We start from the raw sequence: 24,657 nt of genomic DNA on the forward strand, positions 1-24,657 counted from the left end.
CCGAGATGAATGGGGTTCAATTCGAGCGGATGTGTTGCCACGACATGATCACCGCGACCGCACCCGGGAGCGTTACGGCCAGCAGCTCCAGGCCAACGAGGTGGCCGCCGTCGCGCAAGCCATCCCAGACGCCGCCAAGCGTGCTCATGGCGAAAAGCAGACCGCCGATGACGAGCATTGCCCAGTCGGTCGCGCGCCTTGCGGCAAGCGCCAGCAATGGCGGGATGACCCAGGCACCGTAAACGATGGAGATTGCCCACAATTCAGCTGGGCCGAATGTAATGGCCTGCATTGTCCCGCCGCTTCTGACGTAATCGTTCAGAAAAGAGAAACACTGGATTGTGACAAAGATCGCGGCTCCGACCGCCGGGACCAGCCAAACAATTGCAAGGCCAACTGGCTTCTTTTCGCTCACTGCAATACTCCTACCTGAATTTTTTTGATTTGGCAGTCATGATCTGCCCACATGAAAAAGAGCGTGATCACACGCGCTGTATTTTCTTCTGTTTGAAAGCAATAAGTCAGTCCATAAGTGACGTCATTGCGCAATCGTGACATTGTATTGTTCGATCCCGCCGCAATGAAACGCGGACTCCGGTCTCACGAGGGGCGCTCTTCACCCAGACTGTAGGCCTGATGCATGAGGTAGCGCGCCGGAGGTTTTCCCAGGGTCTTTCGAAACATTGTCACGAAACTGCTCGCACTTTCATACCCGAGATCGATCGCGACGTTCTGAACGGTTTCGCCGTCACCAAGTCGTTGAAGAGCAATGACAACATGCAGATGGCGTCGCCAGCGACCAAAGCTCATACCAGTTTCTACGAGCAGTGACCGGCTTAAGGTGCGCTCACTCAATCCGATCCTTGCTGCCCATTGGGCGAGGGTCGCCTTGTCCATAGGATGTCTGAGAAGCAAATCTGCAAGCTGGCGAAGAGGAGCCGATTTCGGCATGGGAAACGTGAGTTTCACTTCCTGAGCCGCATCAATTTCATCCAGCAGGACCGCCAGGATGCGAAAATCCGCGTCGAAAAATGGCGCATCGACAGGCGACTGCGCGCATCTGAGAACCAGTTCCCTCAAGAGAGGAGAAACGGAAAGAGTTGCGCACGAATTTGGCTGCTTGGTGATCAATTCGGGTTCGATGAAAACCGCATAGCATTCGATGTTACCGGACAGACGCCCAGAATGAGCTTTCCCAGCGGGCATCCACAACGCAGAGTGGGGAGGAACGATCCAAACACCATCGTCTGCTTCGCACGTCACCATTCCGCGTAGATTCAGTAAAAGTGAAGCCTTTCTGTGCGCGTGTTTTCCCTTCTCCCAGTAGGATACCGCTCTTTTGGCACCAACGACGATGAGAGGTTTATCCACCGTATCAGGATCAAATCCGGTCTCGAATTCTTCCAAGATAGGCATTGAAAAACCTCTCATCTTCAGTCGGCATTGGCGAGACGTACATGCCATCAAAGCGCTGATATAGTGTGATCAGCTAAAAGGACTTTGAAATCCCGACCCCCAGGACGCGGCCCTGGCTCACAGAAACAACCTGGCTTCCGAAATAACCGGCGGCGCCGAACGTTTCATAACGTTCGTCAAACAGGTTGCGTCCGAAACCATAGATTTCAAAATCACCGCTCGCGTCTTTCCAGCCAACCCGTGCATTGACGATGCTATATGCATCAAGGTTGAATGTGGATTGTACATCAGCGGGGCGAGAGCTTCTGTACTGATAATCGATGGCGGCACTGAACGAGCCGGGCAGGCCTACCACTTCAGCATCCGTTTCATAAGCCAGGCCCGCCGAGACACTCCATTCTGGAATATTGGGAACCCGGTTCCCTTCGAAAATCGAGCTCGCTCCGTCCGAGCCGAGCCGGGTATGTGTATAACCCACGCCCGCATTGAAGCTTAATTCGTCCGTAATTGCAGCACGCGCCTGCAGCTCGAACCCCGACGTCTCGTAACTCTGGAAAGTCGTGGCAAAACCTCCAAGGCGCGGATCATAATAGCTCAGGACACCGTTCTTAACGTCGTTATAAAAGATACTCCCGTCCAGTTCGAGACGGTCGTCGAAAAGCGCAACCTTGGTGCCAATCTCATAGGTCCAATTCTCGGCCGCCGGGTAAGCGTCGGCCACAATGCCATTGTTCGGATAGGAAAACAGCGGGTAGATTCTGGTCCCATGGCCCCGAGCGATGGAGACGTAGCTCTGTGCGGTGTCGTTCCATTTGTAAGCGAGCGCAGCGCGTCCCGTGAGATAGGTCCCATCCGCATCGCTGCCGCCCGTGAGGCCGGGCACCCCAAGATCGTTGGTCTGTTTGAGTTTAATGTCATCATGGCTCAGTCGCCCGCCAAATGACACTTCCCATTTCTCGCCAAGCGGGATGGAGGCGTCACCGAACAGGCCGAGATTCAAAGCTCGAAGATTCGTGTCCATGGTGACGAGACCGGAATAAGGAAATGGCGCGCATTGTGAAGCCTCGCAGCTATGGTCGAGATCCGAATAGTTAAGGCTCCCTCCCACGACCCACCTGATATCATCTCCTTCAAGGGAGTTAAGCCGGATCTCCTGACTGAAGATCTTTTCCTTGTCGACCCCGTGCCAGACATTGCTTCCTACCAACGGGAATGGCGACGGAATGAGGACATCATTTGCTTCGGTCCGGGCCGTCATCTTGTTATTCTGAAAGCCGGTGATGGACGTGAGGGAAAAGTCCTCGAACTCGTGCTTGATAGTCAATCCCACATCCGCATGCGTCGTAACATAGTCAGGTTCTGTTACGACCCCACTGATCGGGAACCCAGGCGCTCCGCGCAAAAGCGAAAACGGGGCGTTTGAGTTGTCACGAAGATAGTTGCCCGTCAGTGTGACAGTCGTGTCATCGAAGCCATTGAATTGCAGCCCTCCGCGGAAGGCCCCGATTTTTCTTGCGCCGAGATCGTCGGTGGACAGGCTGTCGATATCACCGTCGAAGCGGTTGAAACGAATTGCCATTCGCCCGTTCAGAGCATCTGGGATCAGGACGCCGCCGAGTGTGGCTTCGCCCATGGCGTAGCCATGTTCTCCATATTCCGTTGTGATTTTGGCCTCGTGTTCGCCGTCCGGCTGTTTGGTGGTCACATTGATTGCGCCGCCAAGCGCATTCGTGCCCCATAGCGTTCCCTGCGGCCCACGAAGAACTTCCACATGATCGATGTCGAAGAGCATATTCTGTGAACTCAACATGCTCTGGGGCATGCCATCAACCGTGAAGCCGATGGTGCCATCGGAGAAATTGTTCGGCACACCGAGAGAACTGATGCCGCGGATCGAAAAGAACTGTCTGCCTACGGATGCACTCTGCCACACAACGTTTGGAGACTTCGCCGCGATCGCTCCGCTTGGGTCGAGCGCATTGCTGTCGATGTCTTGGGATCGTACCACGGTTATGCTTTGAGGTACGTCCTTTATCCGTTCTTCCGTTTTTCGGGCGGTTATGATGATCGGCTCAAGCACGGTAGATTCCTGTTCGGACGCTTCCTGAGCGTTTGCAGGCACACCCGCCGTGGCCACGATTGCAAGCATCGACACGCGAGCTAGGCATTTGAACTCATATTGCTTTTTAAAATTATTCTGCTTGATTTTCTGGCCACCCAAATTGCCGCTCATGCCTATCGCCCCGATTAACCTGACCATTTAGTCTTCTAATCGGGTTGATGATCGCGAGCATGTCGATATTTGGACAAAATATTTTTCATTCCGGCCAACTTAGATCCGGAGACGAACCTTTTGGCATTTTCGACGACACCAAGGGCTGCGGCATTCAATCTTTAAGCTGCGGCTGAAAAGTCTGATTTGAGACGCGCAGACTTCCACCTATGGCATAATCACACCGAAAATTGCGTGTGGCGACAGCTTAACTTTCGGCGCAGAACTCCTCCACTGGCCGGCTTTCAAGCTCCGTTGCACCACCCTGGCATAGGGATTGGAACAAGGCTTTTTCGAAACCGGCCTTGCCGGACTGCGAGCTGTTGCACCAGCGCGGCGCGGTGACGCTTGCCCAACTCGACATAGTGATCCGGATTGTGCATCCATTGCAGCACTTCGTCCGGTGTCATCACCCGCACGAGACGCGCCGGATTTCCCAGCCACAATTCGCGCGGTCCGATACGCTTTCCGGGCGGCCATAACCCGTTGGCACCGAGTATGCCTTCTTCTTCAATCACGGCGCCATCCAATATGATAGCGCCCATGCTGACAACGGCATAATCGCGCAACGTGCAAGCATAAATGATGCATGCATGCCCGACAGTAAAGTCATCACCGATGATCACTGGAAGCGTTCCACGGGCTACGTGGACGACTGTCCCGTCCTGGATATGCTGCGTGCTCCAACGCGAATAATATTCGTGTTACCGAGCAACACCCAATACTGATTTTAGCGTCGCCAATGACCGCTGCAGTCGGTGCGATGAACGCGCTGGGGTCGATGGTCGGGAGGCGTCCTCGAACAGTATCATGTTGTTCATGTCATGATCTTCCCACCGGTGCAGGATGAAGGTTCTGGAATGACCAGCATCAGTAAATGCTCGTAAGGTAGTGGCCTGCCCGCATGAGGCGACCCCTTTACAATGTCAGGCTCAGGCTTCGTTGCTCATAGCCAGAAGATGACGGTTGCAGCGAGAGCGATGGCGGAGAGGAAGGCCGTTGAGCACCTGTCGTAGCGCGTAGCAACACGCAGCCAGGCTTTGAGCCGCCCGACATGGTCTCGATCTGGTTGCACCGTCAATTGAGGCATTTGTCGTATTTGATGGTCTTTCTGCGGGATTTCCGACCCGGAATGCAGGGAGTGATGCCCTTCGTCAGCAAAGGGTCACCATACCAGCCGGCATCATAGCAACGGTCGGCCAGCCGCCTTTTGATCTTAAGAAGCTCATCAAGCAAGGCGGCAGCACCGGGGTAATCGCTGACCTGCCGGCCGTTATGAAGAAACCGATCGGGCGAACGCTCGCATACGTTACGACATGAAGCTCGGTGTTCATGCAGCCTTTCGTGCGTCCAATCAAGCGGTCCGTACCCCATTTTGCCCGCAGGCTGGAAGCCGTGCGGTGGGCCTTGAGATAGATCGCATCGATCATGATGGTCTTGTGCTCTGCAGCGTCAGGCACAGCCAGGCCCTCTATCATCCGGATAAAGATGCCCTTGTCGCCCCAGCTTTTCCAGCGATTATAAAGCGTCACCGCGCCGAAATCGGCCACCGGCTGAAGGTGTCTACCCAGGACATCGTTGGCCTGCTTGGCCATATCGGACGGGATACGGCGGGCGCATTGTCAATTGGCGCACCCCGCAAGTCGGGTATTCGTCTCCAGCCCGTGCCGGATGCGGCGGCGCTGGAGCGCATTCTGGACGAGCTTCCCGCAAAACCTTTCCTGGTTGGCCAACGCGGCGATGTCAGGCCGGTACGGAGCGCGGCCTCAGTATATGAATACAATCTTTTAATGCTTTAGGATCTGGCTAAGGAAGAGTTTTGTGCGCTCATGTTGAGGGTTTGAAAAGAAGTCGTCGGGCTTGCCCTGCTCGACGATCTGGCCTGCATTCATGAAGATCACTCGGTCGGCCACCGCGCGCGCGAATGCCATTTCGTGGGTAACGCAGACCATGGTCATGCCGTCGCGTGCCAGGCTGGTCATCGTGTCAAGCACTTCCGACACCATTTCTGGATCGAGGGCGGATGTCGGCTCGTCGAACAGCATAACGGCCGGCTGCATGCAGAGCGAACGAGCGATAGCCACGCGCTGCTGCTGTCCGCCGGAGAGTTGAACAGGAAATTTGTCCGCCTGTTCAGGAATGCGCACGCGTTCCAGGAATTGCAACGCCGTCTTCCGGGCTTCGGCCTGTGAAACTCCCTTGATCCACATCGGCCCGACCATGCAATTCATCAGAACGGTCATGTGCGGGAAGAGGTTGAAGTGCTGGAAGACCATTCCAACGTTTTTGCGCACCTCGGCGACATTGCGCATCTTATCGTGCAGCGGGATGCCGTTGACTACGATGTCGCCCTCCTGATGCGCCTCCAGCCGGTTGAAGCAGCGGATCAGCGTCGACTTCCCCGAGCCGGAAGGGCCGCAGATGACGATGCGCTCGCCTTTCTCGACGGTAAGGTTCACATCGGTGAGCACTCGGAAAGAGCCATACCATTTTGAGACGTTGCGGACGTCGATGATCTTTTCGCTCATCGGATTTTGCTCCTCGCATAATGACGCTCAATGCGTGACTGGATGAGTTCGAGGCAGATCGAGACGACCCAGTAGAGCATCGCGGCGGAGATCAGCATTTCCATATGCTGGAACGACTTCTGGCCAAGCGTGCGCGCCAGGAACATCAGTTCCCACACGCCGATGACCGAGACGAGCGAACTATCTTTCAGCATCGAGATGAACTGGTTGCCGGTGGGCGGGATGATGACGGGCAGCGCCTGCGGCAGGATGATCTTGCGCATGGTGATACCGAAGCCGAAGCCGATCGAGCGCGAGGCCTCCCATTGACCGCGGTCGATGCTTTGGATGCCGGAGCGAAAGATTTCCGTCATATAGGCACCGTAGCAGAGCGACAGCGCGAGGATGCCGGCCGGCACCGCATCGATGACGAAGCCGAGCTGCGGCAGGCCGAGATAGATGAGGTAGACCTGCATCAGGAGTGGTAGGCCGCGGAAGAACGAGGTGTAAAAACTTGCGATCGCATAGGCGAACCCGTTCGTCGAAAGCTTCGCCACCGCGCCGAGAATAGCGATGGCGGACGCGATGACGATGGAGATCGCCGAGACGTAGATCGTCGTGAAAAGCCCCTGCGTGACGAGGAAGGGCAATTTCTCGGCCATGAACGGCAGGCTGAGATTGAACGTCTTGAAGAAGGCGAGGAACAGCAGCAGGAGTTCAAGCCAGACGATCGTGATCTGCACCCTAAGCGAGGCGAAGCCGATCAGGACGACGTTCAGGCAGAACAACGCTGCGATCACGAAGGCGATGGCGAAGCGGCCGTAGATGCCGCTTTCTAGGGGCTCGCCGATCACTGGGCGCATCAGCTCGCCCAACAACGTTCCCGAGAGATCGAAGGCAAGGAAAAGGGCGAAGATCGCCGCAAACATCACCCCAACGAACCACGGCTTGTGAACGAGCACTTCGGACTCGACGGTATCCGGATACAGCATCTCCGCTCCCTGAATGTAAGGCGCGGCCCGGCATTGCGGGCGCGCGCGAACGGATGGCTCTTTTACTGCGTGACCGTGTAATCGACACCGTACCACTTGACCGACAGCTTGCTCAGCGTGCCATCGGCACGGATCGCATCCACAGCCTCCGCGATCTTCTCGCTCAGCTCCTTGTCACCATGTTCGACAGCAACGGCAAGAGGCTCGAAGAAGACCGGCTTGCCGAGCTGCTTGATCGGATAACCGGCCTTTTCCGCATCGAGAATGCTCGGCAGCGTCGAGACGACGGCGTCAAGGCGCGTTCCATCGCCCAGACGCAGATCGTCAAAGGCGGTGGTGGAGTTGGCGTAAGATTTCACCTCACCCGCTTTGAATTCATAGGTGAAAGGCGGTGCGCCGGCGGCGTCCAGCGTAAGGTCCTGATTGGCATAGGCCTCAAAGGTCGAGGTTGCCGTCACGCCGACGACCTTGCCTTCGAGATCGGAGAGCTTTTCCGCCTTGCTGTCCTTGTGCACGGCGACGGCGGCGGGCGTGTAGTAATAGACCGCCGGGAAATCGAAGATTTCGGCGCGTGCCTTGGTCGGCGTCATCGAGCCAACATGCATGTCCCAGCGGCCCTGCCACTTGCCGGCCGTGATAATGTCCCAGCCAGGCGTCACAAATTCGACGGAGACGCCGAGGCGCTTGCCGATCTCCTTGGCAACGTCAATGTCGAAACCGTCCATCTCGTTCTTGTCGTTGACGAAGGATTGCGGTGCCCAGTTGGCATCGGTCGCGACCTTCAGGGTTTTGGCGGCGAGCACCCGGTCGAGAACGGCGCCGGCCTGAGCCGGCACGGCGGCGAGCGAAAGCGAGAGAGAGGCGACGAGCGCCGCGAGTGTCGATGTCTTCGTCATGTGTTTGTTCCCTCTGACCATTGTCGTTTCTGTTGACGGCGCGGGTTCCTCTCCCTGCCGATGGTAACAATCTTGAGGCTTATCGCCCCTTCCCGTCTTCCGGCGTTCCCAAGCAGCGCGCGGCCCCTGGCTTCATCGAAATGACGGAAATCAAGTCGTGCCCTCCCCGCCCACTTCCGCGCGGATGGCGCGGGCCACCCGGAACGCCTCAACGCCCGCCGGTACGCCGCAATAGATCGCGATCTGGAGAAGGGCCGCCTGCAATTCCCTGTCCGTCAGGCCATTGCGGATGGCGCCGCGGAAATGGATGCCGAATTCATGCATGCGGTTGCTGGCGGCAAGCATGCCGAGGTTCAGAAGGCTGCGCTGCTTGAGGTCGAGGCCATCGTCCGTCCAGCCCACGCCCCAGCAATATTCGTTGAGCAGGTCCTGCAAGGGTGCGGAGAAGGCGTCCGCGCCTGCCCTGGCGCGGTCGACATAGTCGTCGCCGAGCACGCGCCGCCGGACGGCCTCCCCGTCTTTCCGCAAAGTCTCATCCATGGGCCGCCTCCGTCTTGGATACGAAATTGTCGATGGTTTCGGCCACGACATCCGGCGCCTCGATGAGGATGGAATGACGCAGGCCCGAAAAGAGGGCGAGTTGCGATCCCGGGATGCGGTCGTGCATGTAGCGGGCCATGCGCGGGTTGGAGCCGACATCGTCCTCGCCGGTGGCAATCAGGGTCGGGCAGCGGATCTGGTCGAGGAAGCCGCCGAAATCCGTCTCGGCCAGCACCCGATAGGCGGCCGCGTAGCAGTCCGGATCGTTTTCCGCGTCGCGTGCCCGCAACCAGGCGATCACGTCGGGATGTTCCTCCTGAAACGCTTCCGTCAGCCAGCGCGAGAGGGATGCCGTGTGGTGATCCGCCGGCGTTCCGGCCTGAAGCGCCGCGAGGCGGCCGAGGACCCGTTCCCGCTCTTCAGGCGTGCGGCCCGCAACCGTGGACAGTAGCACGAGCCGGCGCAGGCGCGGCAGATGTGTGAGCGCGAGGCGTTGTGCGATCAGGCCGCCCAGCGAAAACCCCGCGAGATTGAAGGTCGAAAATCCGGCCCTGTCGGCAAGCGCCAGTGTCTCGGCCACGAAGTCGTCGATCTCGTAGCGGCCCTTGACGCGGCTCGACCGGCCATGGCCCCGCAGGTCAAAGGTGAGGATCGTGAAACGGTCCCTCAACCGCTCCACCGCGCCCGACCAGGCCTCCAGATAGGAGCCGACGCCGTGAATGCAGACGAGCGGCTCACCGCCATTGCCATCAATGCGATAGTTGAGTGTAACCTCGCCGACCGTATGCTCTCGTGCCTCCGCCATGATCAGCCCCCCGCAGCCGCCCGCTTCCGGTCGTTCTCGCGCGCAGCAAAGAACGGCATGACCTCTTTTACGAAAAGCTCGATCGTGCGCTTCTGCAATTCGAAGGGCAGGTTAAAGGTGAGGCCGAGGCAATATTGGTCGACACCTGCCGCTTCGAAGACGAGCAGCTTCTCGATCACTTCTTCCGGCGTGCCGAACATGAGGTTCTTGCGGATGCTCTCAGGATTGTAGTTCTCCTTGCCCTTTACTGCATCATAAGGCACGGCCTCAGGGAAACCGTTCTGCACGGTGCCGGCATTCTGCATGAGGTTCTCGAAAGCGCGGCCATAATCCATGCTGTGCTGTACGGCCTTTTCCCAGCCGTCCGGCCGGTCGTAGACGCAGGTGCGCCGCTGCATCATGAAACGCGGGCGCGGCACCTCCGGATGGTCGGCCACGGCCTTGTGGAACTTGTCGGAGAGCACCTGGATTTCGGCGGCGGGTGCCGAAAGCGGCGTTGACAGGATACTCGCTCCGTTCGCAATCGCCCAGTCGAAGGTGCCGGGATCGCGCGCGGCGACCCAGATGCGCGGATGCGGCTGCTGCAAGGGTTTCGGCACGGAGGTGGCCAGAGGGAATTTCCAATAATGCCCATCATGGGCGTAATCGCCGGCCCAGAGTTTCCTCACCGCCGGCACGATCTCCTTCATATACGCGACGCCTTCCTGCTGCGGCATGCCGCCCGCCATCCGGTCGAACTCGTACTGGTAGGAGCCGCGCGCGATGCCGAATTCCAGCCGGCCGTTCGTCAGGTGGTCGCAAAGCGCCGATTCGCCGGCAAGCCGGATCGGGTCCCAGTAGGGTGCCACTAGCGTCGAGGTGCCGAGCCGCAGTTGCTCGGTGTGCTGCGCGAGCCAGACGAGCGTCTGAAACGGATTGGGAGAGATCGTGCATTCGATTGTGTGATGCTCGGCGGTCCAGAGCATCTCGAAGCCGCCCTCGTCGGCCATGCGGGCCAGCGTCAGCAGGTTGTTCTTCGCGGTCGCCATCGGCACATCCGGCGAGAAGCGTTCCATCGTGAGCGAGACTGCGAACTTCATGGTTCTGCCTTTCGATGCTTGTTACTTGAGGCGGATGACGAAGGGGTCCTGCATCGCGCCGGAATAGTCGATGATCACGTTCTTCAGCCGCGAGAACTCGTGCATCACCTCGAAGCCACCGCGCCGGCCGTAGCCACTTTCCTTAAAACCGCCATTGGCGGACATGAAGGAGGCGGAGCGATAGGTGTTGACCCAGACGGTGCCCGCCTCGATCTCGTTGGCGAAACGCAGCGCCCGGTCGATGTCCTTCGTCCAGATGCCGGAGGCGAGGCCGTAGCGCGTATCGTTGGCAAGCCGGATCATCTCCCCCTCGTCGCGGAACGGCATGACGCCGACAACTGGGCCGAAAAGCTCGTCGCGCATGAAGGTCATGTCGTTTTGCGCATCGACCATCACGGTCGGCTCGAAATACCAGCCGCCGGGCGCAAGCCCATCCTTCTGCGGCCGCCGGCCGCCGGCAGCCACCTTCGCGCCCTCCTTCACACCCGAGGCGACGTAGGATTCGACCTTGGAAAGCTGGTCGGCGAGCGCCAGGGGGCCGATATCGGTGTCATCGCCGGTCGGAAGGCCGACGCGGATACGCTGTGTGCGGGCGACGAGGGCGTCGATGAACCTGTCGTAGACGCTCGCCTCGACGAAACAGCGCGAACCGGCCACGCAGGTCTGGCCAGCCGCGGCGAAGACGCCGGAGACGACGCCGTTCACCGCGTGCTCGATATCGACGTCGCCGAAGACGACATGGGGCGACTTGCCGCCGAGCTCCATCGAGCACGGCACGAGGTTTTGCGCGGCGTTGCCGGCGATGCGGCGACCGGTGGCGGTGCTGCCGGTAAAAACGTATTTCGCGACGCCCGGATGGCGCGTCAGCGCCTCGCCGGCGCTCTTGCCGGTGCCCGTCACGACGTTGACGACGCCGGCCGGGAAACCCGCCTCGTGGATGAGTTCGGCGAGCGCCAGCGTGGAGGCCGTCGCATGTTCCGAAGGCTTGATGACGATGGTGTTGCCGATCGCAAGGCAGGGCGCCAGCGTGCCGGTCAGCAGCATCAGCGGGGAGTTCCATGGCGTGATCATGCCGATGACGCCGAGCGGCTCGCGCAGGTTGATGTTCAGCGTGTCGAGCCGGTTGATCGGGATCGTGTCGCCCTGCAACTTGTCGGCCATGCCGGCGAAGTAGTGGTAGCTGTCCGGCATGGCGCGCATCTGCGCCCGGGTTTCCTTGAGAAGCTTGCCGTTGTCGCGCGTCTCGATGTCGGCGAGCGTATCGGCATTGGCCCGCACGAGTTCGGCGAGACGGCGCACCAGCGCACCGCGATCGGTCTGCGTCATGCGCCGCCATTCGGGATTGCGGAAGGCGGCATTGGCAGCCGTGACGGCCGCCTCGACATCGTCCGCATCTGCCTCGGCAAATTCATACCAGGGCGCGCCCGTCGTCGGATCGTAGCTCGGGATGTAGTTGCCGTTCTTCGGGGCCACGAACCGGCCGTCGATGAACAGCAGCTGGCGGGAGCCCTCGATTGAGCTGGCTGTCGTCTTCATGTCATTGTCCTTGGTCTTGGGAGGCCTGAAGCCAGGTGCGAGCTTCGCCGTCGATCATCGCGACACGGCCGCCGTCGTCGGAATCCATGTAGATGCCGAAGCGGCCCGCCAGCCGCTCGCGCCCATAGCGCCGCAGCATCGAGCGCAGTTCATGGGTCGCGATCGTATCGTAGGGCAGATCGTCGATTGGGAAGAAGCGGAGGTCGGCGGGGAGATTGCCCGCGGCGCCCTCGCCCGCCAGGCGCGCCCGGTAGACGAGATAACCGGGATCGCTGTCGGCGACATCGAAGACGGAATAGAGGAAGGTTTCCTCCGGCACGAGACGCAGCGCATCGCCGCCGTCGAGCACCAGCTGGCTGTCCGCCTTGCGCCGGCGCGCCGACGGCAACACCCAGCCGCCTTTGCCATCCGAGCGCAGCAGCAGGCTGTCGCCCGCCTCGATGAGATAGCCGATGATCATGCCGTGCGAGGCGAGCCAGCCGGTCGGCAGCGGGTCCTTCACGCTGGCATAACGGCCCCGGCAGAAGCCGAGCGGCGCGGTCGGGCTGGTGCCGAAGGCGCGCACCTGGCCGATCAGGATGGCGTGGTCGCCGGCGTCCACCGCGCTGTAAAGGCTGCAATCGAACCAGGTCAGGCTGTCGGTGAGAACAGGTGCGCCGGTGTGCACCCGGTCGTGGTTGACCGACTGGAACTTGTCCTGCGCCTTCGAGGCGAAGGTCGCCGATACCTCGACCTGCCCCTCATGCAGGATGTTGACCGCAAAACAGTCCGCCGCCTTGAACACCGCATAGCTGGACGCCGACTTGGCGACGCAGACGAGCAAGAGCGGCGGATCGAGCGACACGGATGTGAAGGAATTCGCGGTCATGCCGCGCGGCGTTCCGTCCGCTTCGAGCGTGGTGATGACCGTCACGCCGGTGACGAATGTGCCGAAGGCCCGGCGCAACGCGATCGGGTCGATCGGTGCATCCTGTGCTGCCGCTTGCTCCACCATCCCGACCTCCTGTCCGGTTCATTGAGGGGAAGCTACCGCCGCCGGCGGGCGGCTTCTTCCTCCTAGGCGGAGGAGAGTGGCAAAGAGTTCTCCTGCGTTTCGAAGGAGAGCCCGAAGGCGTCAGCGGTCGCTGAAGGCGTGGTTCTCGATGACGCCGTAGAGACGCAGGGCGAGCTCGACGGAAAAGCGTCTTTCCGCTGTTTCAACATCGATGCCGAAGAGCTCCTGGATGCGTGAGAGCCGGTAGCGCAACGTCGTCACATGCAGGCCGAGGCGGTCGGCGCAGGCCTGGCTGCGGCAGCCTTCTTCGAGATAGGCCGACAGAGTTTCCAGATAGGGCGTGCCGTTTTCGCGGTCGTGCTCGGCAATGGCACCGATGCTTTCGCGGACGAAGCTGCGCACGTCGCCCACATCGGCGGCGGAAACCAGCATGGGCAGCGGACCGAAATCCTGCGTGGAGAGCGCACCCGTCAGACCGAACGACCGGCCGATGCGGATCATCCGGCTGCACCGTTCCCAAGCGGCGGGGTAGTCTTCCAGCCCGGCGCAGCGGTCTCCGGCAACGATGACCGGCGCCTCGTCGAAATAGCGTCCCAGTTCATCGGCCATGCGGCGCATGAGTTTCGTGGTGCGCTCCTGCTTTCGCCCTGCCTCATGCCGTACGAGGCAGACGACACCGCCATCAATGGCGACGAGGCTCGCCTCCAGCGACGCTTGCCGCATGATGCGCGACAGGGTGTGCTCGACATCGACGGAAGCGCCGCCGAAGGCCTTTGCCTTCTCCGGAAAATCGACGACGATCATCTGCTGGGGCGTGGAAAAATCGAGCCCGAGGCGCGTGGCGCGCTGGGTGACATCCGCAGCATCGCGCCAGCGCCGCTCGACGACTTCGAAAAACAGCTCGCTTTGCGTGCGCGTCTCGAAACGGAAGCGCAGGAAGGAACGCATCATCTGCACGCTCAGCGCAAACTTGGCGCTGTCGAGCATAAGTTGGTCCAGTTCGCCCTGGGCGACAGCACCGGGGAAGATGACTAGCGCACCGACCAGTTGCCGGTCCACCGTTAGAGCCTCAGTTCGCGCTAAAACCCGCTGCCGCCGCGTGCCATCGTCCAGCAGGATTGGCGCCGTTTCCAAGGCGCCACGCTCGACGGCGTCGCGGGCCGCCTTGATGATGGTGCGACCAAAGACTGTCTGGGCCGCGTCTTGCCAAGCCGCATCGTCGAAGACCGCTATCAGTGGCGAGCGCCCAGCGATCACCTGATTGACAGTAAAATCGACGACGACCAGGGGGTTGGGCAGGAGCCTGTCGACCATGACGGCAAGTGAGGAGACAGAGCCGTCGCTTAGCACATGTTCCAGCAGTGAGGTATGAGCTGAGAGCGCCCGGTCCAGTCGCACTGAGGCGCGCTTTTCCGCTGCGAGACGGTGTTCCTTTTCCACCGCAATCGCGCCGAGATGGATAATGGTTCCGAGAAAGGCGAGATCGTCTTCCGTTACCTCCGTCACCGCCCGGGCGATGACGCTCAGCACCATTGGCCGCCCCTCGGCGTCGGCGCAATTCATCGGCATAACCAGCACGGTGCGGTAATCCCGCTCGAAGGCTTCCTTGCGGTAGCCTGGAAACTCGGCACTTTCGCGCGCATCCCGCAGATAAACCGGCTCGTTGCGCTGGAGCGCGATAAGCGATGGGCTGGTTGCCAGTTCCCAGCGATCCGGCAGGTCGCGTTGGATAAGCGTGGGGTCATGCCGCACGATGACATGCGCATAGCCATGCGCGGCGTCGATGCCCATAATTGAGCCGAGCGCCCAATTCGCGTGTCGGCAGGCAGCCGCAATCAAATGTCGCAGCACGGTCGTCAGATCGCCGCCACTGTTGATTTGGCTTGCAACGTCGCGAAGCGAAAGTATCCGTGATTTGTTGTCCAACCTGCCCCACACTCCCTCTCAGCCCCGCGATAATGCGGCGCGAAATCCACGAATGCTACTACTTTTCAGAGGAGAACCACGGCCCCATTTCCTCCGAATGATAGGAAGATCGTGAGCTGCTAAATACTAAGTTTGTGCAACGTTCAACAAACGGCGGAAAAAACATGGCGCTCAGCATAAGAAAGTTCTGCACCTTCCTTGAAGAAACCCACATCGAGGGTGGCAAGGCCGCGCCGCGCTGTCTCAATCTCGTCGTGGTCGCCGCCGTCATAAAAAATCCGTGGTCCGGCAAGGGCTTTGTGGAGAACCTGCGGCCCGAGATTATCGACATTGCAGGGCCTTTAAGCGAGGAGATGACCCGCCGGCTGCTGGTGCAAATGCCAGCCGAAAAAATCGAGGCTTGCGGCAAGGCGGCAGCGGTCGGCGTGAATGGAGAGATTGAGCATGCCTCGGCAATGATCCACACACTGCGCTTCGGCAATCCCTTCCGCGAGGCGATTGGCGGCACGAACTATCTGGAATTTGCCAACACCCGTAACGCGCCAGGTGCGCTGCTCTCTTTGCCGATGATGCATAAGAGCGAAAACGGCAAGCGTTCCCACTTCCTCACCGCCAATTTCCAAATTGCCGATGCGCCCCATCCAGACGAGATCGTCATCGCCATCGCCGCCGCCGATGGCGGCCGCCCGCACGCACGCATTGCCGATCGGTTCCAGGATATCGCAGAAATGGAAGCAGAGGCCGCCAATGCAGCTGCCCGAAATTGAACCACGGCGGGTGGAGCCCTTTTGTGGAGATACGGCACTCATAGCCGCGCTATTCCGATCTGGCGCCGGGACTGGTGTTCGGCCTGAGACTGCGCCAGACCGAAGACTTTCTGGCTTCGACCTTACAGCTGATGAGCCTCGATCTGGCGACCCCGATCACTCGATCGCTGATCTATGCACCAACGCCACTCTATGCAATTCTTCCCGCCTGGCGCGACAGCGACAACTCATTCCGTCTTAGGAGGTCCTTCAGGCGTGATGGTTTCCCGGCACCAGCCGCTTGGCGGCAGCGACGGTGCGGCCAAGCCAAACATGCTCCATCTGGCGCGTTTCTTCCATATCCCCGGACTGCGGCAACCAATGTTCAAGGATGACACTCATATCGTCAGGGCAGTGCGTGAGCATAGCGAGGATTTCTTCAATTTCGGCCCTGCCTTCAGACAACGGCGTGCCATGGATACCGAACCCGACACCATAGGGGTCAGGTGTGATATCGTAATCCTTGAGATGTAGGTTGATCGTGTAAGGCGCCAGCATCTTCACCGTGGTGATCGGCCATTCGCCGGCGCAGATCGAATTGGCGACGTCAAGGCAGACGCCAAGCGCTTCGTCGGACACAGCATCAAGAAGTGCGACCATGCGGGGCGATGGATAGTTGAAGTGGTTTTCGATGGCAAAGCGCAGCCCGGCGCGCTTGCCGTCCGGCAGAAGCTCGCGGATTTGCGCAGCAAGCTCCGGAATCGGAATCAGGGCGTCCTCGGCATCGAGCGCCACCCGCAGGATTTTCGAACCGATTCGCTCGCCGATGGGGATGTATCGGGCGAGCTCTTCCGCATCGAAGGACTGGGTTCCGAGTTCCAACGTCATGTCGTAGCTGTCAGCGCGCGCCTTCAGGGCAAGATGGTCTTCAGCGGTCAGCCGGTCGAGCGGGAGGTTATCGGCATATTGCACGAGCGACAGCCCATGTTGATGCGCGATTTCCAGAACCTCCATTGCGGTCATCGGTTTTGCGGGCCGTAGATCCTTGATCCCGATCGACCAACGAAAGGCGTAGCTTCCCAATCCCAGTTTCATGCATTCCTCCTCGGACGCGGGGCCGGCACATCGAAACGTGCCGGCCGGCAATATCAATGAATGAGCGAGCCGCCGTTAACATCGACTTCTGAGCCCGTGACATAGGCCGAGAGATCGGATGCCAGGAACAGCGCGCAGCCAGCAACGTCATCCGCCGTCCCGGCGCGGCCCATCGGGATGCCAAGCTTGATCTCTTCCAACTTTTCCGGCGTCAGCATGCCGCCAGTGATGTCGGTAGCGATGAAACCCGGGCAGATCGCATTGACACGAACATTGTCCGGCGCCAGTTCACGCGCCATCGCCTTTGTCAGGCCCAGCACGCCCGCCTTGGCCGCGGAGTAGTGCGGACCGCCGAAAATCCCGCCGCCGCGCTGCGCGGAAACCGACGACAGGTTGACGATCTTGCCTTCCTTGCGTGAACGCATATGCGGAATGACCGCCTGGCTGCAATAAAGCGTGCCGCGCAGATTCACATCAAGGACCGCGTCGTAGTTCTTCGGCGCGATGTCCATGATCTTCAGCGGCTGAGTGATGCCGGCATTGTTAACGAGGATATCGATCCGGCCCCATTTGGCGGCCAGCGCGTCGAAGACTTTCTTCACTCCTTCGAGATCGGTGACGTCACACGCCATGCCGACATGCTGCGGACCGAGATCGGCGGCAGCCTCCTTCGCCGCTTCCTCGTCGAGGTCGAGGATGGCGACGGTCGCGCCGTGTTCGGCAAAAAGCTTCGCCGTCGCCTTGCCGAGACCGCGCTTGGATGCCGCGCCGGTGACAACGGCGAATTTGCCCTGAAGCAGAGCAGTAGCCATGAGGTTTCTCCCTGGGTAGCCGCGCCCGGCCTTCTGCCGGGGCGCAATTCGTTGAAATGAAGGTCAGACCCAGCCGCGGATCTGCGTGATTATGGCGGCGGTCGAGATGCCGTAGCGATCATGCAGAGTCGGAAGCGCACCGGCATCGAGAAACTGGTCCGGCAGGCCAATCATGCGGAAGGCAGGTGTCACGCCATGCGTCAGCAGAATCGATGCGACCGCCTCGCCAAGACCGCCCACCTTCGTGTGGTTTTCCGCCGTGACGACCAGGCGTCCACCTTTGCCGGCTTCCGAGAGGATCGTCTCGGTGTCCAGGGGCTTGATCGTCGGGCAATGCAGCACGGCGGCGGATATACCCTGCGCTTCCAGTTCGACGGCCGCATCAAGCGCGCGCATCGTCATGAAGCCTGAGGCGATGACGAGCACGTCCTTGCCGTCTCGCAGAAGCTTGGCCTTGCCGAGCTCGAACTTATAGTCCGGGCAATGCTGGCGGATGACCGACGGCACCTTGCCGCGCGGCAGGCGCATATAGACTGGCCCTTCATGCGCCGTAATGGCAGGAACGGCTTCCATCACGTCGATGGCATCGCACGGGTCGACGATCGTCAGATTGGGCAGGCCGCGGAAGATCGCAAGGTCTTCGGTCGCCTGGTGGCTGGGCCCGTAGCCGGTCGTCAGGCCCGGCAGGGCGCAGACGATCTTGACCGGCAGATACTCTTCGGCGATGGCCATGGCGATGAAATCATAGGCGCGGCGCGAGGCGAAGACGGCATAGGTGGTGGCGAAGGGAATGAAGCCCTCCCGTGCCATACCGGCGGCAGCCGAGATCATTACCTGCTCGGCCATGCCCATCTGATAGAACCGTTCGGGAAAGGCCTGGGCGAAGATATGCAGATCGGTGTATTTTGAAAGATCGGCGGTGAGGCCGACGATGCGGTCGTTCTTCTTCGCTTCCTCGACCAGCGCATGACCGAAGGGTGCGGAAACAGTGTCATAGCCCTCGGCAGCCAGCGAGGCGATCATCGCCGAGGTGCGTCCGCCTTCGCCGGGCTCCGGCGGCGTGCGGGCTTCCCACTTGCGGTGTGGGTCGTATTTATGTGTGGCGCTCATGGCGTCATCCCTCCCTCATTCCGGCCGGTTCGCATCGAGAACGGCGAGCGCTTTTTGCCACTCGTCCGCCTCGACCCGCACGAAATGCGTAATCTCGCGCTGTTCGAGAAAAGGCACGCCCTTGCACATGATCGTGTCACAGATGATGACACGGGGTTTGGCCTCCTTGAGATGGCGGGCCGCATCGAAAGCCGCGACGAGCGCGGCGATGTCGTTGCCATCCACGCGCTGGACATGCCAGCCAAAGGAGGCCCACTTGGCGCCTAGCGGCTCGGAGCACAGCATGTCCGTCGACCTACCGTCGGCCTGCTGGTCGTTGAAATCGACGATGCAGACGATATTGTCCAGCTTGTGATGGGCCGCCGACATGGCGGCTTCCCAGGTGGATCCCTCACCGAGTTCGCCATCCGACATGAGGTTATAGACGAAGGCCGGGTTGTTCTTGGCCTTGAGGCCGAGCGCCATGCCGACGCCGATACCCAGCCCCTGGCCGAGCGATCCACCAGTGATCTCCATGCCGGGCGTATAGGCTGCCATGCCGGACATCGGCAGGCGGCTGTCATCCGTCCCGTAGGTCTCAAGTTCCTGCTCCGGCAGGATGTCTGCCTCGATCAGCGCCGAATAGAGGGCGATCGCGTAGTGGCCGATGGACAGCAGAAAGCGGTCGCGGCCTTCCCATTCCGGTTCCTCCGGACGATAGGCGAGCGCGTGGAAGTAAGAAACGGAGAGGACGTCGGCAACACCGAGCGCCTGCCCGACATAGCCCTGCCCCTGCACCTCGCCCATGCGAATGGCCTTGCGGCGGATTTCCCAAGCGCGACGCGCAAGGCTCATGTTCGACAGCGTCGCCGTCGTGGCCTGAATGGTCATGGTTCCTCCCGTGTCGTCCGGCGCAATCACGGCGCCAACGAGCGACACTACTGCCGCGGAAAAAAACGACCTTCAATTAAGTTATTCGAACAATTTGTTTAGAAACACTTAGGTGACGCACCCCTTAAGATAGGCGAGGTTCGTGGGAGCGGGCGAGGAGGACGTTCCGCTGCATGACCTGGCTGATCGCCGCCGCCGCTCTGACGGCACGATCGCGGATCACGCAGTGTCGGAGGCTTCCCTTTCGCGTAGACAACCCACGCCCTAGGGAGGAGCGACATGAAATTTCGCCATCTATTGACCGCCGTTGCCTTTGCGTTCTGCGCCAGCATGGCCAATGCCCAGACCTTCCAGCTGTCTCACAATGCAGGCGCCGGCAATCCAAAGGATGTTGCTTCGCTGAAGTTCTCCGAGATCGTCAAGGAAAATTCGGGCGGACGCCTTCAGGTCGATGTAGGCGGTGCCGCGCAGTTCGGCGACGACGCCGAGACCATAACCAACATGCGCCTCGGCACCATTGCGTTCTCGGCGAATTCACAGGGCACCACCTCGGCCGTTGTGCCTGAGATCGCGCTACTGGGACTGCCGTTCCTCTTCCAGAATCTCGAGCAGGCCGAAGCCGTGATGGACGGTCCTGTCGGCGACAAGATCGCAGCGGCGGCCGAAAAGCAGGGTCTGGTCGTACTGGGCTGGTGGAACAACGGCATTCGCGAAGTATCCAATTCCAAGAAGCCGATCGTGGCGCCGGATGACCTGAAGGGCATGAAGATCCGCACGCCGCCGGATCCGATGACCATCGACATTTTCGAAGCGCTCGGCGCGTCACCCACTCCCATGGCCTTCTCCGAGCTTTACATCGCGCTCCAGCAGGGCGTGGTTGACGGTCAGGAAAACCCGCTGATCAACATCTACTCGTCGAAATTGCATGAAGTTCAGCCCTTCATCTCGATGACAAACCACAAGTATGAGGCGACTCCCTTTCTGGCTTCCAAGATCGTCTTTGACGGTCTGTCCGCCGAAGACCAGGAAATCGTCCGCGCAGCCGCAAAGGAAGCTGGAGAGTTGAACCGAAAGATGGTGCGCGACCAGTCGAACGAACTGCGCACCACGCTTGAGGCCGCTGGCATCAAGTTCAATGAGGTCGATCCCACACCGTTCGTCGCAGCCACGCAGCCGGTCTACGAAAAGTGGCGTGCCCAGTACCCGGAACTCGTCGATGAACTCATCGCAGCGGCCAAGGAAGCCGCCAAGTGATGACGGCAGCTCCTGTTCGGGCACCTGATGGCAAGGCGGGTTCTCCCGCCTTGCGCTTCACCAATCTGATCGGCCACGTACTCGACCGACTTGCGATCCTCATCGCCGTCTCAGCGATCGTCGTCATCTTCCTGGCGCTGATGGCGGAGGTCGTCGTGCGCTATTTCACCTCCGCAGGCCTCGGCTGGCCGAACGAAGTGCCCAACCTGCTCTTCCCGTGGCTCATCACGGGCGGTATCGTCGTGGGCGCGCAACGCGGTGCCCATATTGCGGCCGAAGCCCTGCGCTCCGTGCTGGACGCGGCAAAGCTGCGCCTTCTGCTGATGGGCATCAATATGCTCGTAGCCGTTTCGTTCGCCTATCTCGCGTGGCTTTCGCTGCAGGTCATCCAGATCACGAAGGTTCAGGTCTTCCCCATGACCGGACTTGGTCAGGCCTGGGCGTACAGTTCTCTTCTTTTCGGTTTCGGCGGCATAGCGCTGGCGGCCGCCGTCAATCTCATTCGGGTGGCCTATGCAGCGGATCCGCGCCTTGTCCACCAGACGGAAACGGAGCACATGACATGACAGCCGTCATGACTGGCATTTTCGCCGTCCTTCTGACCCTGTCCGTGCCTGTCGGCTATGCGCTGATCATCGCCGCCGGTACGGCCATTCTCTTCCATGGCGGAACACCCACGGTGCTTGCCGTCGTCAAGCTGTTTCAGCCGACCCAGAGCTTCCCGCTGCTGGCCATTCCCTTCTTCATCCTGTCCGGCTCGCTGATGATGTCGGGTACGCTCGGCCAGAAGCTCGTGCAATTCGCCGCCGCTCTCGTCGGCCGCTTTCATGGCGGCATGGGCCAGGTTACCGTCGTCGGTTCCACCATCTTTGGCGGCGTCTCCGGGTCCGCTGTAGCGGAAGCATCGGCGCTCGGTTCCATGCTCATCCCGTGGCAGAAGCGTGAAGGCTATCCGGCCGGCTTTGCCGCCGCAGTCACAGCCTCGTCCTCGACAATCGCGGGCCTCATTCCGCCGTCGATCCCGCTCATCCTCTATTCCACCGTCTCCAATGCCTCCATCGCGGCACTGTTCTCGGCTGCCGTCCTGCCCGGCCTGATGCTCGCCGCCGGCATGATGGTGGTCTGCTATCTGTCAGGCCGTATCCGGAATTTTCCAAGGCTAACCGACCAGACACATCTGCGCTCCATCGGCAAATCGATCCTGTCTGCCCTACCCGCGCTGCTGATGCCGTTCTTCATCGTCGTACTGCTGCGCGCCGGCATTGCCACGCCGACCGAGGTCAGCGTCATCGCGGTGTTCTACGCGCTGGTCGTCAGCGTCATCGTCTACCGTGACCTGACCTGGACCCGCCTTCATGAAGCGCTGGTGGGCACCGTGATTACCACCGGCATCGTCATGCTGGTCATCACCGCGTCGAGCTTGGTCGGACACGTTCTCATCACCGAGCGGATTCCCACCATCGTGGCGCAGTGGGCGCAGGACACGCTGGTCAACGCCATCCTGATCATTCTCATGATGAACATCATCATGCTGGTGGTCGGCATGTTCCTCGACCTGCCTGCAGCGATCCTGCTTCTGGGTCCGACCTTCGTAGCCATCGGACACGCCATCGGCATGGACCCGATCCAGCTTGGCGTGATGGTGTGCATCAACCTGTCGATCGGCCTCTTCACTCCGCCCATCGGTACCACGCTGTTCATCAGCGCGGCCATAGCACGCGTGCCGATCGGCGCCGTCGTCAAGGAGCTCTGGCCTTTCTATCTGGTGGCGTTCATCGTGCTGGTATTGATGTCATACGTTCCGGCACTCACAATTTATTGAGGACAGCATGACCAAGACCATCGCATTTGTCGGGCTAGGCTCCATGGGCCTGCCCATGGCCACCAATCTGGTCAAGGCCGGGTACTCCGTCCATGGCTTCGATACGCGGCCGCAAGCCATGGACGCGCTCGCTGCGGCCGGCGGGATGCGCGCCGAAAGCCTTGCATCGGCCTGCCAGCATGCCAATGCACTGATCCTCATGGTGGTCAACGCCGCGCAGGCGCTGACCGTGCTGATCGAGGCCGGAGCGCTCGCCGCGCTTCCCACGGGCGCGCATGTCTGCCTGATGGCGACATGCCCGCCGGACGAGGTCACGGCACTGGAAACAGAGATTCGGGCAAGCGGCAAGCGCCTCGTCGACTGCCCGGTCTCCGGCGGTGTCGTCGGCGCGAAGGCCGCGACGCTGACCATCATGGTGGGTGCGCCGCAGGAGGACTTCGACGCGGTCGCTCCGATCCTTCGCAGCATGGGCGACAAGCTCTACCATTGCGGCCAGAAGGTTGGCCAGGGTGCGGTGGTCAAGGCAATCAACCAGCTTCTCTGCGGCGTTCATCTCGCCGCGGCCGGGGAAGCGCTAGCGCTGGGCGAAAAGGCCGGCGTCGACGTCGCCACGCTCCTGGAGATCGTCTCCGGCTCGGCGGCCTCGAGCTGGATGCTGAAGGACCGCGGCCCGCGCATGCTGATGCAAACCCCGCCCGTAACGAGCGCGGTCGACATCTTCGTCAAGGATCTCGGCATCGCGCTGTCCGCCGGGCATTCGGCCGGCATGGGGCTGCCGCTTGCCGCTGCTGCCCACCAGATGTTCCTTGCCGAAAGCGGCAACGGCAATGGTCTTGCCGATGACAGCAAGGTCATCGCCGCCTATCGGCGTCTCAACGGGATCTCTTGACATCCACGGCACGCCGCAGCCCATTGGCGGGCGGCGTTCCGGATTGTCTCCGGGGCGCCGCATACACTGCGGAGACCAGCGTGGCCATCAATCCCAATCTGAATTCACTTGCCTATTTCGAGGCCGTCGCCCGCACGGGACGCGTATCGCTAGCCGCTGCCGAACTCGGTGTGTCTGCCGCCGCCGTCAGCCAGCAACTCAAGCAGCTTGAGGAGCAATGGGGTGTACGCCTGTTTCGCCGCAAGGACCGCCGCCTGAGCCTGACGCTCGACGGAGAGACGCTTTTCCAGGCAACGACGAACGCATTTCGCATGATCCGCGGCGCCCGGGCCGTGGTCCTGCGCCAGCGCAACAGCCGGCAGCTGACGGTGCGCTCCAGCCCCAGCTTTGCCGTCCGCTGGCTAACGCCGCGCCTCAAGCATTTCCTCGACGCCAATCCCGACTGGGGTATTCGCGTCGATGCCACGCCCGATTTCTCAGACTTCGAAACGGAGGCGATCGATCTCGACATGCGATATGGCGCAGGTGCCTGGGACGGCCTGCATACCGAATGCATCATCAACGATTTCTTCCTGCCGATGTGCAGCCCGGCCTATCGCGAGCGCCTGACGGCCGACGATGCGGATCCGGCCGGTCTTCTCGCCCATGCAAGACTGATCCATTCGGTGAAGACGCTCTATCAATGGGACGCCTGGCTGCTGGTGCATGGCATCGACCCGCCGCTGGAGCAGGCACCGCTGCGCTTTGACCGGTCGTCCATGGCCATCCAGCTTGCCCGCGACGGCGCGGGCGTAGTGCTCGATTCCGCCACCCTTGCCCAGGAAGATCTCGAGCGCGGCACGCTCGTCCCGCTATCGGCCGCCTTCGATGTCGTGGAGTTTCCCGCCTACTGGATCGCCTGCCCGCCCCGCCATGTCAACAGGCGCAATGTGCGGCTGTTTTCCGACTGGATCCGTGAGCAGGGCCAGAGCTTCGACCATCAGGCGCGCGGCCTTCTCAAGGGTCTCGGTTGCCGGATCCGCTTCGCCAACGACGGCGAGCCGGTCCTGCGCTAGCATTTCCGGCCGCGCCCTGGGGGCGCGGCCGACCGACACTC

General features: G+C 60.8%; 23 protein-coding genes and 2 pseudogenes. 7 read left to right on the forward strand and 18 right to left on the reverse strand.

Annotated features, from left to right (window positions below; all coding sequences use genetic code 11):
- Positions 1-16: 16 nt before the first annotated feature.
- The 14 genes and pseudogenes from MNR02_RS20105 to MNR02_RS20170 form a co-directional block, all read right to left on the reverse strand.
- Positions 17-415 carry a hypothetical protein gene (locus tag MNR02_RS20105; protein WP_241949077.1) on the reverse strand — a complete coding sequence of 133 codons (399 nt, stop codon included), beginning with the start codon at positions 413-415 and terminating at the stop codon, positions 17-19.
- A 185-nt stretch (positions 416-600) separates the two neighbouring features.
- Positions 601-1,416, reverse strand: coding sequence for a helix-turn-helix domain-containing protein (locus tag MNR02_RS20110; protein ID WP_241949078.1), 816 nt, complete (start codon positions 1,414-1,416; stop codon positions 601-603).
- Between the two features lie 73 nt (positions 1,417-1,489).
- The gene (locus MNR02_RS20115; protein ID WP_241949079.1) at positions 1,490-3,649 is read right to left on the reverse strand and encodes a TonB-dependent receptor; all 2,160 of its coding nucleotides are present in this window, start codon (positions 3,647-3,649) and stop codon (positions 1,490-1,492) included.
- Positions 3,650-3,933: 284 nt separating this feature from the next.
- Positions 3,934-4,314, reverse strand: a complete 381-nt coding sequence (locus tag MNR02_RS20120; RefSeq protein WP_241949080.1) for a hypothetical protein — start codon at positions 4,312-4,314, stop codon at positions 3,934-3,936.
- Between the two features lie 320 nt (positions 4,315-4,634).
- Positions 4,635-5,223, reverse strand: a pseudogene (locus tag MNR02_RS20125) (IS5 family transposase); the annotation flags it as partial.
- 252 nt (positions 5,224-5,475) lie between these two features.
- Entirely contained in the window at positions 5,476-6,216 is a 741-nt protein-coding gene (locus tag MNR02_RS20130; protein WP_305854554.1) for an amino acid ABC transporter ATP-binding protein, read from the reverse strand.
- Complete coding sequence (locus MNR02_RS20135) at positions 6,213-7,187, reverse strand: amino acid ABC transporter permease (protein ID WP_241949081.1); 975 nt, start codon at positions 7,185-7,187, stop codon at positions 6,213-6,215. Before MNR02_RS20135 ends, MNR02_RS20130 begins: the two co-directional genes overlap by 4 nt.
- A 62-nt stretch (positions 7,188-7,249) precedes the next feature.
- Positions 7,250-8,083: a transporter substrate-binding domain-containing protein gene (locus MNR02_RS20140; protein ID WP_241602791.1), complete on the reverse strand. Its 834-nt coding sequence runs from the start codon at positions 8,081-8,083 to the stop codon at positions 7,250-7,252.
- A gap of 150 nt (positions 8,084-8,233) precedes the next feature.
- Entirely contained in the window at positions 8,234-8,623 is a 390-nt protein-coding gene (locus tag MNR02_RS20145) for a carboxymuconolactone decarboxylase family protein (protein ID WP_241949082.1), read from the reverse strand.
- Positions 8,616-9,428 carry an alpha/beta fold hydrolase gene (locus tag MNR02_RS20150; protein WP_241949083.1) on the reverse strand — a complete coding sequence of 271 codons (813 nt, stop codon included), beginning with the start codon at positions 9,426-9,428 and terminating at the stop codon, positions 8,616-8,618. Before MNR02_RS20150 ends, MNR02_RS20145 begins: the two co-directional genes overlap by 8 nt.
- A gap of 2 nt (positions 9,429-9,430) precedes the next feature.
- Complete coding sequence (locus tag MNR02_RS20155) at positions 9,431-10,507, reverse strand: LLM class flavin-dependent oxidoreductase (RefSeq protein WP_241949084.1); 1,077 nt, start codon at positions 10,505-10,507, stop codon at positions 9,431-9,433.
- A gap of 21 nt (positions 10,508-10,528) precedes the next feature.
- Entirely contained in the window at positions 10,529-12,043 is a 1,515-nt protein-coding gene (locus MNR02_RS20160) for an aldehyde dehydrogenase (protein ID WP_241949085.1), read from the reverse strand.
- A 1-nt stretch (position 12,044) separates the two neighbouring features.
- Positions 12,045-13,037: a flavin reductase gene (locus tag MNR02_RS20165; RefSeq protein ID WP_241949086.1), complete on the reverse strand. Its 993-nt coding sequence runs from the start codon at positions 13,035-13,037 to the stop codon at positions 12,045-12,047.
- Positions 13,038-13,157: 120 nt separating this feature from the next.
- Positions 13,158-14,963, reverse strand: a complete 1,806-nt coding sequence (locus MNR02_RS20170; RefSeq protein WP_241949087.1) for a helix-turn-helix domain-containing protein — start codon at positions 14,961-14,963, stop codon at positions 13,158-13,160.
- Positions 14,964-15,127: 164 nt separating this feature from the next.
- Here MNR02_RS20170 and MNR02_RS20175 point away from each other — a divergent pair, with 164 nt between their 5' ends.
- Both MNR02_RS20175 and MNR02_RS20180 read left to right on the forward strand, forming a co-directional pair.
- Positions 15,128-15,730 (forward strand): amino acid synthesis family protein, encoded by a 603-nt coding sequence (locus MNR02_RS20175; protein WP_241602845.1) that lies wholly within the window; start codon positions 15,128-15,130, stop codon positions 15,728-15,730.
- A gap of 44 nt (positions 15,731-15,774) precedes the next feature.
- Positions 15,775-15,885: pseudogene (locus MNR02_RS20180) on the forward strand (IS5/IS1182 family transposase); the annotation flags it as partial.
- A gap of 94 nt (positions 15,886-15,979) precedes the next feature.
- Here MNR02_RS20180 and MNR02_RS20185 read toward each other — a convergent pair.
- The 4 genes from MNR02_RS20185 to MNR02_RS20200 all read right to left on the reverse strand — a co-directional run bounded on the left by MNR02_RS20185 (position 15,980) and on the right by MNR02_RS20200 (position 19,596).
- Complete coding sequence (locus tag MNR02_RS20185) at positions 15,980-16,804, reverse strand: sugar phosphate isomerase/epimerase (RefSeq protein ID WP_241602849.1); 825 nt, start codon at positions 16,802-16,804, stop codon at positions 15,980-15,982.
- Between the two features lie 53 nt (positions 16,805-16,857).
- The gene (locus tag MNR02_RS20190; RefSeq protein ID WP_241949088.1) at positions 16,858-17,616 is read right to left on the reverse strand and encodes an SDR family NAD(P)-dependent oxidoreductase; all 759 of its coding nucleotides are present in this window, start codon (positions 17,614-17,616) and stop codon (positions 16,858-16,860) included.
- 63 nt (positions 17,617-17,679) lie between these two features.
- Entirely contained in the window at positions 17,680-18,726 is a 1,047-nt protein-coding gene (locus MNR02_RS20195; protein ID WP_241949089.1) for a transketolase family protein, read from the reverse strand.
- Between the two features lie 15 nt (positions 18,727-18,741).
- Positions 18,742-19,596 carry a transketolase gene (locus MNR02_RS20200; RefSeq protein WP_241949090.1) on the reverse strand — a complete coding sequence of 285 codons (855 nt, stop codon included), beginning with the start codon at positions 19,594-19,596 and terminating at the stop codon, positions 18,742-18,744.
- Positions 19,597-19,875: 279 nt separating this feature from the next.
- On the opposite strand from MNR02_RS20200, the gene MNR02_RS20205 reads away from it, so the two are divergent.
- The 5 genes from MNR02_RS20205 to MNR02_RS20225 all read left to right on the forward strand — a co-directional run bounded on the left by MNR02_RS20205 (position 19,876) and on the right by MNR02_RS20225 (position 24,616).
- The gene (locus MNR02_RS20205) at positions 19,876-20,850 is read left to right on the forward strand and encodes a TRAP transporter substrate-binding protein (protein ID WP_241949091.1); all 975 of its coding nucleotides are present in this window, start codon (positions 19,876-19,878) and stop codon (positions 20,848-20,850) included.
- The gene (locus tag MNR02_RS20210) at positions 20,850-21,416 is read left to right on the forward strand and encodes a TRAP transporter small permease (RefSeq protein WP_241949092.1); all 567 of its coding nucleotides are present in this window, start codon (positions 20,850-20,852) and stop codon (positions 21,414-21,416) included. Before MNR02_RS20205 ends, MNR02_RS20210 begins: the two co-directional genes overlap by 1 nt.
- Positions 21,413-22,672, forward strand: a complete 1,260-nt coding sequence (locus tag MNR02_RS20215; RefSeq protein WP_241949093.1) for a TRAP transporter large permease — start codon at positions 21,413-21,415, stop codon at positions 22,670-22,672. The genes MNR02_RS20210 and MNR02_RS20215 overlap by 4 nt, the downstream gene beginning before the upstream one ends.
- A gap of 7 nt (positions 22,673-22,679) precedes the next feature.
- Positions 22,680-23,561 carry an NAD(P)-dependent oxidoreductase gene (locus MNR02_RS20220; RefSeq protein ID WP_241949094.1) on the forward strand — a complete coding sequence of 294 codons (882 nt, stop codon included), beginning with the start codon at positions 22,680-22,682 and terminating at the stop codon, positions 23,559-23,561.
- Positions 23,562-23,641: 80 nt separating this feature from the next.
- Complete coding sequence (locus MNR02_RS20225; RefSeq protein ID WP_241949095.1) at positions 23,642-24,616, forward strand: LysR substrate-binding domain-containing protein; 975 nt, start codon at positions 23,642-23,644, stop codon at positions 24,614-24,616.
- Positions 24,617-24,657: the final 41 nt, after the last annotated feature.

The organism is Shinella sp. H4-D48, from assembly GCF_022637395.1.
GTDB lineage: Bacteria > Pseudomonadota > Alphaproteobacteria > Rhizobiales > Rhizobiaceae > Shinella > Shinella sedimenti.